This window comes from Pseudomonas sp. GW821-FHT01E10 (assembly GCF_059422365.1).
In genome coordinates this window covers 127,805-141,050 of sequence record NZ_JBWKWT010000008.1, presented here as the reverse complement: position 1 = coordinate 141,050, position 13,246 = coordinate 127,805, and the positions used below count along the sequence as shown (strand labels likewise).

12 protein-coding genes are annotated in these 13,246 nt (G+C 60.2%); 1 reads left to right on the top strand and 11 read right to left on the bottom strand.

All coding sequences use genetic code 11. The features are described from left to right. Window positions 1-3 precede the first annotated feature (3 nt). From AC07V0_RS16470 to flhA, 9 genes are all read right to left on the bottom strand, one after another. Window positions 4-744, bottom strand: a complete 741-nt coding sequence (locus AC07V0_RS16470; protein ID WP_018925064.1) for a flagellar motor protein — start codon at window positions 742-744, stop codon at window positions 4-6. After that, window positions 744-1,874: a protein-glutamate methylesterase/protein-glutamine glutaminase gene (locus tag AC07V0_RS16465; RefSeq protein WP_018925063.1), complete on the bottom strand. Its 1,131-nt coding sequence runs from the start codon at window positions 1,872-1,874 to the stop codon at window positions 744-746. Before AC07V0_RS16465 ends, AC07V0_RS16470 begins: the two co-directional genes overlap by 1 nt. 49 nt (window positions 1,875-1,923) lie before the next feature. Continuing rightward, a complete protein-coding gene (locus tag AC07V0_RS16460) occupies window positions 1,924-4,191 on the bottom strand; it encodes a chemotaxis protein CheA (RefSeq protein WP_086945859.1) in 2,268 nt (755 codons plus the stop codon). Between the two features lie 37 nt (window positions 4,192-4,228). After that, a complete protein-coding gene (locus AC07V0_RS16455; protein ID WP_018925061.1) occupies window positions 4,229-5,017 on the bottom strand; it encodes a protein phosphatase CheZ in 789 nt (262 codons plus the stop codon). A gap of 21 nt (window positions 5,018-5,038) precedes the next feature. Continuing rightward, on the bottom strand, window positions 5,039-5,410 hold the full coding sequence (locus AC07V0_RS16450; RefSeq protein ID WP_167331167.1) for a chemotaxis response regulator CheY: 372 nt from the start codon (window positions 5,408-5,410) through the stop codon (window positions 5,039-5,041). Between the two features lie 167 nt (window positions 5,411-5,577). Next, window positions 5,578-6,318 (bottom strand): RNA polymerase sigma factor FliA, encoded by a 741-nt coding sequence (gene fliA, locus AC07V0_RS16445; RefSeq protein ID WP_018925059.1) that lies wholly within the window; start codon window positions 6,316-6,318, stop codon window positions 5,578-5,580. Continuing rightward, window positions 6,315-7,145, bottom strand: a complete 831-nt coding sequence (gene fleN / locus AC07V0_RS16440; protein WP_003222917.1) for a flagellar synthesis regulator FleN — start codon at window positions 7,143-7,145, stop codon at window positions 6,315-6,317. Before fleN ends, fliA begins: the two co-directional genes overlap by 4 nt. Window positions 7,146-7,261: 116 nt before the next feature. Beyond that, entirely contained in the window at window positions 7,262-8,587 is a 1,326-nt protein-coding gene (gene flhF, locus AC07V0_RS16435; protein WP_064619461.1) for a flagellar biosynthesis GTPase FlhF, read from the bottom strand. An 11-nt stretch (window positions 8,588-8,598) separates the two neighbouring features. Then, on the bottom strand, window positions 8,599-10,728 hold the full coding sequence (gene flhA / locus AC07V0_RS16430) for a flagellar biosynthesis protein FlhA (RefSeq protein ID WP_007938653.1): 2,130 nt from the start codon (window positions 10,726-10,728) through the stop codon (window positions 8,599-8,601). 393 nt (window positions 10,729-11,121) lie between these two features. On the opposite strand from flhA, the gene AC07V0_RS16425 reads away from it, so the two are divergent. Continuing rightward, entirely contained in the window at window positions 11,122-11,271 is a 150-nt protein-coding gene (locus AC07V0_RS16425; RefSeq protein ID WP_019648112.1) for a hypothetical protein, read from the top strand. A gap of 48 nt (window positions 11,272-11,319) precedes the next feature. Here AC07V0_RS16425 and flhB read toward each other — a convergent pair whose 3' ends face one another. Both flhB and fliR read right to left on the bottom strand, forming a co-directional pair. Further along, window positions 11,320-12,459 carry a flagellar biosynthesis protein FlhB gene (gene flhB, locus AC07V0_RS16420; RefSeq protein ID WP_086945860.1) on the bottom strand — a complete coding sequence of 380 codons (1,140 nt, stop codon included), beginning with the start codon at window positions 12,457-12,459 and terminating at the stop codon, window positions 11,320-11,322. Between the two features lie 3 nt (window positions 12,460-12,462). Next, window positions 12,463-13,245, bottom strand: a complete 783-nt coding sequence (fliR, locus tag AC07V0_RS16415) for a flagellar biosynthetic protein FliR (RefSeq protein ID WP_086945861.1) — start codon at window positions 13,243-13,245, stop codon at window positions 12,463-12,465. Window position 13,246: the final 1 nt, after the last annotated feature.

Sequence of the window (13,246 nt, the reverse complement as noted above, 5' to 3'; positions counted from 1 at the left end):
CCATCAATCCATGAAGCCCTGAAGCTTCAACTCAATAGAGCGAGGGTTTTCACCTTCGGCGATCGACAGGATCCCTTCCAGCAACATTTCGCGATAGCGCGACTGCCGTAACGCGATGGACTTGAGCTTGGCGGCAATCGGCAACAGCACCAGGTTGGCACTGGCCACGCCGTAGATGGTAGCGACGAAGGCGACGGCGATGCCACTGCCCAGTTGCGATGGGTCGCCCAGGTTGCCCATGACGTGAATCAGGCCCATCACCGCACCGATGATACCGATGGTCGGCGCGTAGCCGCCCATGCTTTCAAAGACTTTGGCGGCTTCGATGTCGCGGCTTTCCTGGGTGTAGAAATCCACTTCCAGAATGCTGCGGATCGCTTCCGGCTCGGCACCGTCGACCAGCAATTGCAGGCCTTTACGCGAGTAGCTGTCAGGTTCGGCGTCGGCCACCCCTTCCAGCCCGAGCAAACCTTCCTTGCGAGCGGTCAGACTCCAGTTCACCACGCGATCAATGCCGCCGGCCAGGTCCACGCGAGGCGGAAACAGAATCCAGGCGAGAATCTGGATGGCACGCTTGAAGGCACTCATCGGCGATTGCAGCAGCGCGGCACCGATGGTGCCACCGAGTACGATCAACGCCGCCGGGCCGTTGGCCAGTGCGCCGAGGTGACCGCCTTCAAGGTAGTTGCCGCCGATGATGGCGACGAACGCCATGATGATCCCGATAAGGCTGAGCACATCCATCAGATGCAAGCCTCAACCAGGTGCCGACCGATGTCGTCGAGGCTGTACACCGCGTCCGCGAGTTCGGCTTTGACGATGGCCATTGGCATGCCGTAGATCACACAACTGGCTTCATCCTGGGCCCAGATCGCACTGCCACCCTGCTTGAGCAGACGCGCGCCTTCGCGACCGTCGGCGCCCATGCCGGTCAGTACCACCGCCAGAACTTTGTCGCCGTAGGACTTGGCCGCGGAACCGAAGGTAATGTCCACGCACGGCTTGTAGTTCAGACGCTCGTCGCCCGGCAGGATTTTCACCGCGCCACGGCCATCGATCATCATCTGCTTGCCACCGGGTGCGAGCAGCGCCAGGCCCGGACGCAGGATGTCGCCATCCTCGGCTTCCTTGACACTGATGCGGCACAGCTTGTCCAGGCGCTCGGCGAAGGCCTTGGTGAAGGCTGCCGGCATGTGCTGGATCAACACGATGGGTGCCGGGAAGTTGGCCGGCAACTGTGTCAGAACCCGTTGCAGCGCAACCGGGCCACCGGTGGAGGTACCGATGGCGACCAATTTGTAGGCTTTGCGTTTCGGCGCGGGAGATGACGGAGCCGCTGCATGGGGGCGCGCCGCAATCGGTGCCGGTGCCGGACGCGCAGGCGCGCTGCTGCCGTAGCTGCCGACGCTCGAAGGCGCAGGCGTCGGGGCTGGCGCAGCGACCGGTGCCGGAGGGGTGTAGGCGCTGACACGACGGTTACTGCGCGAGATGCTGAGAATCTTCTCGCACAGCAGTTGCTTGACCTTCTCCGGGTTACGGGAGATGTCTTCGAAATTCTTCGGCAGGAAGTCCACCGCGCCGGCGTCCAGCGCATCGAGGGTGACCCGGGCGCCTTCGTGGGTCAGCGAGGAGAACATCAACACCGGGGTTGGGCAGCGCTGCATGATGTGCCGCACCGCCGTGATGCCATCCATCATTGGCATCTCGTAGTCCATGGTGATCACGTCTGGCTTGAGGGCCAGGGCCTGATCGATCGCCTCTTTTCCGTTGGTCGCCGTACCGACGACCTGGATGTTTGAATCCGCTGCAAGAATTTCCGAGACGCGGCGGCGGAAAAACCCCGAATCGTCCACCACCAGGACTTTGACTACCATAAACACTCCGTTAGACGGGGCGAGGCTCTGGCGCCCCGCTCCCCCAGAATCAAATACGCCGTGCGGCGTAACGCTTGAGCATGCTCGGAACATCGAGAATCAGAGCAATGCGGCCGTCACCGGTGATGGTGGCACCGGACATGCCCGGGGTTCCCTGGAGCATTTTGCCCAATGGCTTGATGACCACTTCTTCCTGGCCCACCAACTGATCGACGACGAAGCCGATCCGTTGAGTGCCCACCGAAAGGATCACCACATGGCCCTCGCGCTGCTCTTCGTGAGCGGCGGAGCTGACCAGCCAGCGCTTGAGGTAGAACAAGGGCAGCGCCTTGTCCCGCACGATCACCACTTCCTGGCCGTCCACCACGTTGGTGCGCGACAGGTCGAGGTGGAAGATCTCGTTGACGTTCACCAGCGGGAACGCGAACGCCTGGTTGCCGAGCATGACCATCAGCGTCGGCATGATCGCCAGGGTCAACGGGACCTTGATGACGATCTTCGAGCCTTTGCCCTTGGTCGAGTAGATATTGATGGTGCCGTTGAGCTGGGCGATCTTGGTTTTCACCACGTCCATGCCCACGCCACGACCGGACACGTCGGAGATCTCGGTCTTGGTCGAGAAGCCCGGCGCGAAGATCAGGTTGAAGCAATCGGACTCGCTGAGACGGTCCGCCGCATCCTTGTCCATCAAACCTTTTTTCACGGCGATACCGCGCAAAACGTCAGCGTCCATGCCCTTGCCGTCATCGGAGATGGACAGCAGGATGTGGTCGCCTTCCTGTTCAGCGGACAGAATCACTTTGCCGCTGCGAGGCTTGCCCATCGCTTCGCGATCAGCCGGCTCTTCGATACCGTGGTCGACCGAGTTGCGCACCAAGTGGACCAACGGGTCGGCCAGGGCCTCGACGAGGTTCTTGTCGAGGTCGGTTTCTTCGCCGACCAGTTCCAGGTTGATCTCTTTCTTGAGCTGGCGAGCCAGGTCGCGAACCAGACGCGGGAAGCGCCCGAAGACTTTCTTGATTGGTTGCATCCGGGTCTTCATGACCGCGGTTTGCAGGTCGGCCGTGACCACGTCGAGGTTCGACACGGCCTTGGACATGGCTTCGTCGCCGCTGTTGAGGCCCAGACGAACCAGGCGGTTACGAACCAGTACCAGCTCGCCGACCATGTTCATGATTTCGTCGAGACGCGCGGTGTCGACCCGCACGGTGGTCTCGGCTTCGCTGGTTGGCTTTTCCGCGGGCGGCGCGGCCGGGGCACGAGCAGGAGCCGGCGCTGCGGCGGCAGCAGGCTTCGGTGCTTCTGCTTTGGGCTCGGGGGCTTTTGGCTCGGGTGCCTTGGCCACAGGTGCTGGTGCCTTGGCAACCGGAGTCGCTACCGAAGCAACAGCAGACGCAGTGCCCACTTCAGTGAACTTGCCCTTGCCATGCAATTCGTCGAGCAGCGATTCGAATTCATGATCGGAGATCAGATCGCTACCGGCCGCAGCGGCGGTTGGCGCAGCCGGGGCTGGCGCCGAAGCGATTGCCGATTCCAGCGCATCGACCGCAAAGTTGCCTTTGCCGTGCAACTGGTCGAGCAGTGCTTCGAACTCGTCGTCGGTGATGTCGGAGCTGTCGCCGGCGGCTTTCGGAGCAGCCGGAGCAGCAGGCGCAGCGGCTACTGCATCGGCGGCGAACTGGCCTTTGCCGTGCAATTGATCGAGCAACGACTCGAACTCGGCATCGGTGATTTCGTCACTGGCGGCTGCATCGGCGGCAGGCTGCGAAACAGGCTGCGCAGCCGCTACGGGCGCCTCGGCCTGGGCCTTGACGGCGTTCAGCGAGTCCAGCAGTTGTTCGAATTCGTTATCGGTAATGTCGCCCGATTCGCTTTCGGCGACCGGTGCTTCAACCACTTCAGCGACCGGCGCCGGTGCAGCTTCCATTTGCGGCTCGGCCAGACGGGCCAGCGCCGCGAGTAATTCAGGCGTGGCAGCCGTGATCGGGCTGCGTTCGCGGACTTCGCTGAACATGCTGTTCACCGCGTCCAGCGCTTCGAGAACCACGTCCATCAGTTCCGAGTCGACGCGACGCTCACCCTTGCGCAGGATGTCGAACACGTTCTCGGCGATGTGACAGCACTCCACCAGCTCGTTGAGCTGGAGGAAGCCGGCGCCCCCTTTTACAGTGTGAAAACCGCGAAAAATTGCATTGAGCAAGTCCGCATCATCAGGTCGGCTTTCCAGCTCGACCAGCTGCTCGGACAGTTGCTCTAGAATCTCGCCGGCCTCAACCAGGAAATCCTGAAGGATCTCTTCATCGGCGCCGAAGCTCATTAAGGGGGTGCTCCTACAGGTCTAAAAACCCAGAAAACTAAAATCCAAGACTGGATAACAAATCGTCCACATCGTCCTGACCGGACACAACGTCTTCTCTTTTATCGGCATGAATCTGCGGACCTTCACCCTGAGAGAGATGTTTTTGTGGATCTTTTTCAGCAAGCATCGCCTCACGGTCGTGTTCGATACCCGCAAAGCGGTCTACGTGACTGGCCATGAGCACGAGCTTGAGCAGATTGCTTTCAACTTCGGTGACCAATTGGGTCACACGCTTGATCACCTGACCGGTGAGGTCCTGGTAATCCTGGGCCAGCAGAATGTCGTTGAGGTTGCTCGACACGACGCGGTTGTCTTCACTGCTGCGTGTCAGGAAACCATCGACCCGCCGGGCCAGTTCGCGGAACTCTTCAGCCCCGACTTCGCGACGCATGAACCGTCCCCAATCCGTGCTCAGCGCCTGGGCTTCATCGCTCAGGCTGTTGATCAGCGGCGTGGCGTTTTCCACCAGGTCCATGGTGCGGTTGGCCGCGGCCTCGGTCAGCTTGACCACATAGGACAGGCGCTCGGTGGCATCCGTGATCTGAGACACTTCCTCGGCTTGCGGCATGTGCGGGTCAATCTGGAAATTGACGATCGCGCTATGCAGCTCGCGGGTGAGCTTGCCCACTTCCTGATACAGGCCGCGGTCACGGGTCTGGTTGAGCTCATGGATCAGTTGCACAGCGTCGCCAAACTTGCCTTTTTCAAGGCTGTCGACCAGTTCGACCGCGTGTTTTTTCAGGGTCGACTCAAAATCGCCCTGTGAAGATTCGTTATGCTCCATAGCTCCCCCGTGCGCAGTACATCAGCCGATGCGTTCGAAAATCTTCTCGATTTTTTCTTTCAACGCCTGGGCTGTGAAGGGTTTGACCACATAGCCGTTAACACCGGCCTGGGCCGCTTCGATGATTTGCTCGCGCTTGGCTTCGGCGGTCACCATCAGCACCGGCAGGTGCTTGAGCCTTTCATCGGCGCGCACCGCACGAAGCAGGTCGATGCCGGTCATACCGGGCATGTTCCAGTCGGTAACCAGAAAATCGAAGTTACCGCTTTGCAGCATCGGCAACCCGGTCAGCCCGTCATCGGCTTCGGCGGTGTTGGTGAACCCAAGGTCACGCAACAGGTTTTTTATGATCCGCCGCATCGTTGAGAAGTCATCAACGATGAGGATTTTCATGTTCTTGTCCAATTCGACCTCCAAGCAGTCTTAAACGCGCCCAGCACCTGGACGCGCCATTTCAATCAATCCGGCAAAGCACTCAATGACTGTCTGGAGCACAACAGATCGAGACCGGTACGGTTCAACACCACACCAGCTCCATTCGCAGTGTCCCCACACTGCCTTCAGCGCGCTCGCCACTCCCCCAAACGCCCCCGCAAACGGGCCGCGCACTGGCTGTGTAACTGGCTGACCCGCGACTCGCTGACCCCCAGGACCTCACCGATTTCCTTGAGATTCAACTCTTCGTCGTAGTACAGCGCCAACACCAGTCGCTCACGCTCCGGCAAATTGGCAATCGCGTCCGCCAGCGCCGCCTGGAAGCGTTCATCTTCCAGATCGCGTGACGGCTCGAGATGAGCACTCGCGCCATCCTCATGCAGCCCTTCGTGTTCGCCGTCCTGCAACAGATCGTCGAAACTGAATAACCGGCTGCCCAGGGTGTCGTTCAAAATCCCGTAATAATCGTCGAGACTCAATTGGAGTTCGGCCGCAACTTCGTGATCTTTAGCGTCACGGCCGGTTTTAGCTTCAATCGAGCGAATCGCGTCGCTGACCATGCGGGTATTGCGGTGGACCGAACGTGGCGCCCAGTCCCCCTTGCGCACTTCATCGAGCATCGCGCCGCGGATTCGAATGCCCGCGTACGTCTCGAAACTCGCGCCTTTGCTGGCGTCGTATTTGGTTGATACTTCAAGCAGGCCGATCATCCCGGCCTGGATCAGGTCTTCGACCTGGACACTGGCCGGCAGACGCGCCAGCAAGTGGTAGGCAATGCGTTTGACCAGTGGCGCGTAACGCTCGATCAGCTCGTACTGCGCGTCACGTGCCGACTGCTTGTAGAGGTTGTAACCGCTGGCTGTCATAGCACGGGTCCTGCAGTTTGTTGCACGAGGCGCTCGACGAAAAACTCCAGATGTCCACGAGGGTTGGCCGGCAGTGGCCAGGTATCGACTTTCTGCGCAATGGCCTTGAACGCCAGGGCGCACTTGGAACGCGGAAAGGCTTCATACACCGCGCGTTGCTTCTGCACGGCCTTGCGTACGCTTTCGTCGTAAGGCACTGCGCCGACGTATTGTAAGGCGACGTCGAGGAAGCGATCCGTGACCTTGGTCAACTTGGCGAACAGGTTGCGGCCTTCCTGCGGGCTCTGCGCCATGTTGGCCAGGACGCGGAAGCGGTTCATGCCGTAGTCGCGGTTAAGCAGTTTGATCAGCGCGTAGGCGTCGGTGATCGAGGTCGGTTCGTCGCACACCACCAGCAAGACTTCCTGCGCGGCGCGCACGAAGCTGACTACCGAGTCACCAATGCCCGCAGCGGTGTCGATCACCAATACGTCGAGGTTGTCGCCGATATCACTGAACGCCTGGATCAGGCCGGCATGCTGGGCCGGGCTCAGATGAACCATGCTCTGGGTGCCGGAGGCGGCCGGGACGATGCGGATACCGCCAGGCCCTTGCAACAGCACGTCGCGCAGCTCACAGCGGCCTTCGATCACGTCGGCCAGCGTGCGTTTGGGTGTCAGTCCCAACAGAACGTCGACGTTCGCCAGCCCCAGATCGGCATCCAGCAGCATGACGCGCCGGCCGAGCTCAGCTAGAGCCAGGGACAAGTTCACTGACACGTTAGTCTTCCCGACGCCACCTTTGCCGCCGGTCACCGCGATCACCTGTACGGGATGCATGCTGCCCATGTTATTTCTTTACCTTGTCTTACTTAGACGGAGGCCACATTACTGGCTGCGCGTTCACCATCGGAACAATGCATGGCAGACCATCGATGTAGGTACAAAAAATGTTCATTAACACCTCAGCCAACCTGCTTGGTCGGGCTGTGGTAAATATCAGCGAACATGTCAGCCATGGCTTCTTCGCTGGGTTCTTCCTGCATTTGTACGCTAACGGCGCGGCTGACCAACTGATGACGACGTGGCAGATGCAAATCATCCGGAATCCGTGGACCATCGGTCAGGTAAGCCACCGGCAACTCATGACTGATCGCCAGGCTCAACACCTCGCCCAGACTTGCCGTTTCATCCAGTTTAGTCAGGATGCAGCCGGCGAGGCCGCAGCGTTTGTAACTGTGATAAGCGGCAGTTAGAACCTGTTTCTGGCTGGTGGTTGCCAGGACCAGATAATTTTTTGATTTGATGCCGCGCCCGGCCAGGCTTTCGAGCTGCATCCGCAGTGCCGGATCGCTGGCCTGAAGGCCGGCGGTATCGATCAGCACCACGCGTTTGCGCAGCAAGGGCTCCAGCGCCTGCACCAGGGATTGACCTGGATCGACGTGGGTCACCGACACGTTAAGGATCCGGCCCAGCGTCTTGAGCTGTTCCTGGGCACCAATGCGATAGCTGTCCATGCTCACCAGCGCGATGTTCTGCGCGCCGTACTTGAGCACGTAACGGGCCGCGAGCTTGGCCAGTGTGGTGGTCTTGCCCATGCCGGCGGGTCCGACCATGGCAATCACCCCACCCTCTTCCAGCGGCTCGATTTCCGGGGTAGCGATCATCCGCGCCAGGTGCGCGAGCAGCATGCGCCAGGCCTGACGAGGCTCTTCAATGTCGGTAATCAGTGCCAGCAGATCGCGCGACAACGGGCCGGACAGGCCGATGCGTTGCAGGCGACGCCAGAGGTTGGCCTGGGCCGGACGGCTGCCTTGCAGCTGATTCCAGGCCAGCGAGCCAAGCTGCACTTCCATCAGTTCACGCAGGCTGTTGAGCTCGAAACGCATCGAATCGAATGCGCGCGGATCGACACCGGTCGCCGCAGCAGGCGCGGGGGCCGGACGCCGAGGTTCGGCGAGCGCCGGTTCGATCAGCGGTTCGGCAGCGGTCAACGGCAGGCCGGCGAACAACTGGCGATTGGTGGTCTTGTCGCTCTCGCCATCGCCGCGCAGGCTCAGTTCGGCCTGGGCGGTGACGATCCGCGACTGGGTCTTGCGCAGCTCATCCTCGAGTTCCATGTTCGGAACACGCGGGGCCAGCGCCGACAATTTGTAATCCAGGGCAGCCGTCAGCTCGACACCGCCGGCGATCCGGCGATTGCCAATGATGGCGGCATCAGCGCCCAGCTCATCACGAACCAGTTTCATGGCCTGACGCATATCGGCGGCGAAAAAACGCTTAACTTGCATAAACCACTACCTCAGCCGTTGGGCCCTACTGTCGCAACGATGGTCACTTGCTTGTTGTCAGGAATTTCCTGGTAAGCCAACACGTGCAAACCCGGCACTGCCAGCCGACCGAATCGCGAGAGCATCGCGCGAACCGGACCGGCCACCAGCAGAATCACCGGCTGACCTTGCATTTCCTGACGCTGCGCCGCATCGATCAACGAGCGTTGCAGTTTTTCCGCCATGCTTGGCTCCAGCAGAACGCCCTCTTCCGAGCCTTGTCCTGCCTTCTGAAGACTATTGAGCAATATTTGTTCCAACCTTGGTTCCAAGGTGATCACAGGCAGCTCCGACTCAGTGCCTACAATGCTTTGCACGATTGCACGGGATACGCCGACGCGCACTGCGGCCACCAAAGCGGCGGTATCTTGACTCTTGGCGGCGTTGTTCGCGATGGCTTCGGCGATGCTGCGGATGTCCCGCACCGGCACCTGTTCGGCCAGCAACGCCTGCAAGACTTTGAGCAGTTGCGACAGCGAAACCACCCCCGGCACCAACTCTTCGGCCAGTTTCGGTGAGCTTTTGGCCAGCAATTGCATGAGTTGCTGGACTTCTTCGTGGCCGATCAGTTCGCTGGAGTGCTTGTACAGAATCTGGTTCAAGTGGGTCGCCACCACCGTACTGGCATCGACCACGGTGTAACCGAGGGATTGCGCCTGGGCACGCTGGCTGATTTCGATCCACACCGCTTCCAGGCCAAAAGCCGGATCTTTGGCGGTGATGCCATTGAGCGTGCCGTAGACCTGACCCGGGTTGATCGCCAGTTCGCGCTCCGGGTAAATCTCCGCTTCAGCCAGGATCACGCCCATCAGGGTCAGGCGATAGGCGCTAGGCGCCAGGTCGAGGTTGTCACGGATATGCACAGTCGGCATCAGGAAGCCCAGGTCCTGGGAGAGCTTTTTACGCACACCCTTGATCCGCGCCAGCAACTGCCCACCCTGGTTGCGATCCACCAGCGGAATCAGGCGGTAGCCCACTTCCAGGCCAATCATGTCGATCGGCGTCACGTCATCCCAGCCAAGCTCCTTGGTTTCCTGAGCCCGGGCCGGTGACGGCAGCAACTCCTGCTGACGCTTGACCTCTTGCAGGGCCTGAACCTTGACCGCGTTCTGCTTCTTCCAGAACAGGTAAGCGCCACCGGCCGCCAGGGCTGCCATGGACAGAAAGGAGACGTGTGGCATGCCGGGCACCAGGCCCATCACCGCCATCAAGCCTGCGGCCACCGCCAAGGCTTTCGGCGAGGCGAACATCTGACGATTGATTTGTTTACCCATGTCTTCCGAGCCGGAAGCACGGGTCACCATGATCGCGGCGGCGGTCGACAACAGCAGTGATGGCAATTGCGCCACCAAACCGTCACCGATGGTCAACAGCGCATAAACCTTGCCGGCATCACCAAAGCTCATGCCGTGCTGGAAGATACCCACCGCCATGCCGCCGATCAGGTTGATGAACAGAATCAGCAGACCGGCGATGGCATCACCGCGCACGAATTTGCTGGCACCGTCCATGGAACCGTAGAACTCGGCCTCCTGGGCGACTTCCATCCGGCGCAGTTTCGCCTGGTTCTGATCGATCAGGCCGGCGTTCAAGTCGGCGTCGATCGCCATCTGTTTACCGGGCATCGCGTCGAGGGTGAAACGCGCGCTCACCTCGGAAATCCGCCCGGCGCCCTTGGTTACCACGACGAAGTTGATGATCATCAAAATCGCGAAGACCACGATACCGACCACGTAGTTACCGCCGATCACCACTTCACCGAAGGCCTGGATCACCTTACCGGCGGCGGCATGGCCGTCCTGACCGTGGAGCATCACCACCCGCGTGGAGGCCACGTTCAGCGCCAGTCGCAGCAATGTCGCCACCAGCAGAATGGTCGGGAACACCGCAAAATCCAGCGGCCGCAAGGCGTACACGCAGACCAGCAACACGACGATGGACAAGGCAATGTTGAAGGTGAAAAACACGTCCAGCAGGAACGGCGGCACCGGCAACATCATCATGGCCAGCATGACCAGCAGCAACAGCGGCACGCCCAGATTGCCCCGACTGAGGTCGGCGACGTTTGTGCGGGCACTGTTGATTAACTGAGAGCGATCCACCGGTTTTCCCCGTTCCTTTAAAGCAAACTTTTGACGCCTGAAGCAGGCGCAGGGCGGCTATTGCAAGAAGCCTTCCAACTTTTGCCAAGGAGGGAAATAGATAGATTTGTTGAGCCCGGGGTAGCAGCTGCCGAGCTGCGCGAGGCTGCGTTCGGCTGCGCAGCAGTCGCAAATCCTGTGCGAGGACTGCGTCCTCGAACGCAGCCTCGCAAGCTCGGCAGCTGCTACGAACAAGGTGGATCAGAGGCGGGACATGACATCGCTCAAGTTCACTGCCCCACCATTCGTCCAAAGACCTGCACAGCCGTAAGTTTTGATAGTAGCCAAAACGGCCTTATGGGTATTGGATGGTGATCATCAGCGTTGGTAATACCAAGCGCCGGAGCAGCGATCATGCCCAAGAAAGCGGTCAAGTCATTCAACGACGCCAAAGGCTTCGATCTGGTTGCGCCCAAGCAACAGGACGACAGGAAGAAACAGGAAAACAGTATCGCGAAAGAGCCCGGCAATGAAAAAGCCAATAGGCGGCATCAGCGCCCGTAGGCGCTGTCGAAGGCGGCGATCTTTTTGATTTCAGAACCGTAGACCCAGTCAGGAATCGCGCCGCAGATCCGGCGGAATCGGCAAATCATCCTTCAACGGATCCGGACGTTTGCCCTTGCCCGCGCGGTACTGGCGGATCTGATAGACGTACGCCAATACCTGAGCCACCGCCAGATACAGCCCGCCTGGAATTTCCTGATCCAGTTCCGTGGAGTAGTAAATCGAACGCGCCAGGGCGGGCGATTCGAGTAACTGCACTTGGTTGGCCACGGCGATTTCGCGGATCTTCAAGGCCAGGAAGTCGCTACCCTTGGCGATCAGCATCGGCGCACCACCCTTCTCCGGATCGTACTTGAGCGCCACGGCGTAGTGGGTCGGGTTGGTGATGACCACATCGGCGTCGGGGATCGCGGCCATCATTCGCCGCTGCGACATCTCGCGCTGCAACTGGCGAATGCGCTGTTTGACCTCCGGCCGCCCCTCCTGATCCTTGTGCTCGTCACGCACTTCCTGCTTGGTCATCAGCAGCTTATTGTGGCTTTCCCAGAGCTGCACCGGCACGTCGACCGCCGCGATGATGATCAGCCCGCAAGCCATCCACAACGTGCTCCAGCCGACCACTTGCAGGCTGTGAATGATCGCCATGTCCAACGGCTCATGAGCGATGCGCAGCAGATCGTCGATGTCCGACGACAAGACCGCCAACGCCACGAACAACACGATGAAAAACTTCGCCAGAGCCTTGAGCAGCTCCACCAGCGCCTTGACCGAGAACATTCGTTTCAGCCCTGCGGCGGGATTCATGCGACTGAACTTGGGCGCCATGGAGCCAGCCGCAAACAGCCAGCCCCCCAGGGAAATCGGGCCGATCAGCGCGGCCAGCAGCAAGGTGATCATCACCGGCTGAATCGCGAACAAGGCGATCTGTCCCGAATGCAGCAGATAAGTCGCCATGGAGCGCTGATCCAGAATCACCTCTCGCGAGAGCGAGAAGTTCATGCGCATCAGCTCCATCAAATCCTGGGCCAGGGCGCCACCAAAAATCAGCAGCCCACCGGCGCCGGCGAGCATGACCGCCAGGGTGTTGAGCTCCTTGGAGCGCGCAATCTCACCCTTCTCACGGGAGTCCTTTTTGCGTTTCTCCGTGGGGTCTTCTGTTTTGTCCTGACCGCTTTCGCTCTCAGCCATGACTCAGCGCGCCTGTGCCAGTTCGCGTAACAACTGCAAGGCCTCGGCGGCCAGCGGTTGATACTGATTGAGAATGTCCGCCAGGCCGACCCAGACGATGAACAGTCCAAGTACCAGGGTCAGCGGGAAACCGATCGAGAAGATGTTCAGCTGCGGCGCCGCCCGGGTCATCACGCCAAACGCAATGTTGACCACCAGCAACGCGGTGATCGCCGGCAGCACCAGCAACAGCGCCGCACCAAGCACCCAACCAAGCTTGCCGGCCAGCTCCCAGAAATGATTGACCATCAACCCGCCACCGACCGGCAGCGTGGTGAAGCTTTCAGTGAGGACTTCGAACACCACCAAGTGGCCGTTCATCGACATGAACAACAGCGTCACCAGCATGGTGAAAAACTGCCCGATCACCGCCACTGACACGCCGTTCGTAGGGTCGACCATCGAAGCGAAGCCCATGCCCATCTGGATCGCGACAATTTGCCCGGCGACCACGAACGCCTGGAAGAACAGTTGCAAGGAGAAACCGAGAACCGCACCGATGATGATCTGCTCGGCAATCAGCAGCATCGCACTCAAGTCCAGCGCGTTGACCGCGGGCATGGGCGGCAGACCCGGTGCGATGACCACAGTGATCGCCAGCGCGAAGTACAAACGCACGCGTTTGGGCACCAGCGTCGTGCCGAAAATCGGCATGACCATCAGCAACGAGCCGATGCGAAACAGCGGCAACATGAACGTCGCCACCCAGGTGCTGATCTGGGTATCGGTCAGTTGCAGCAGCGACATG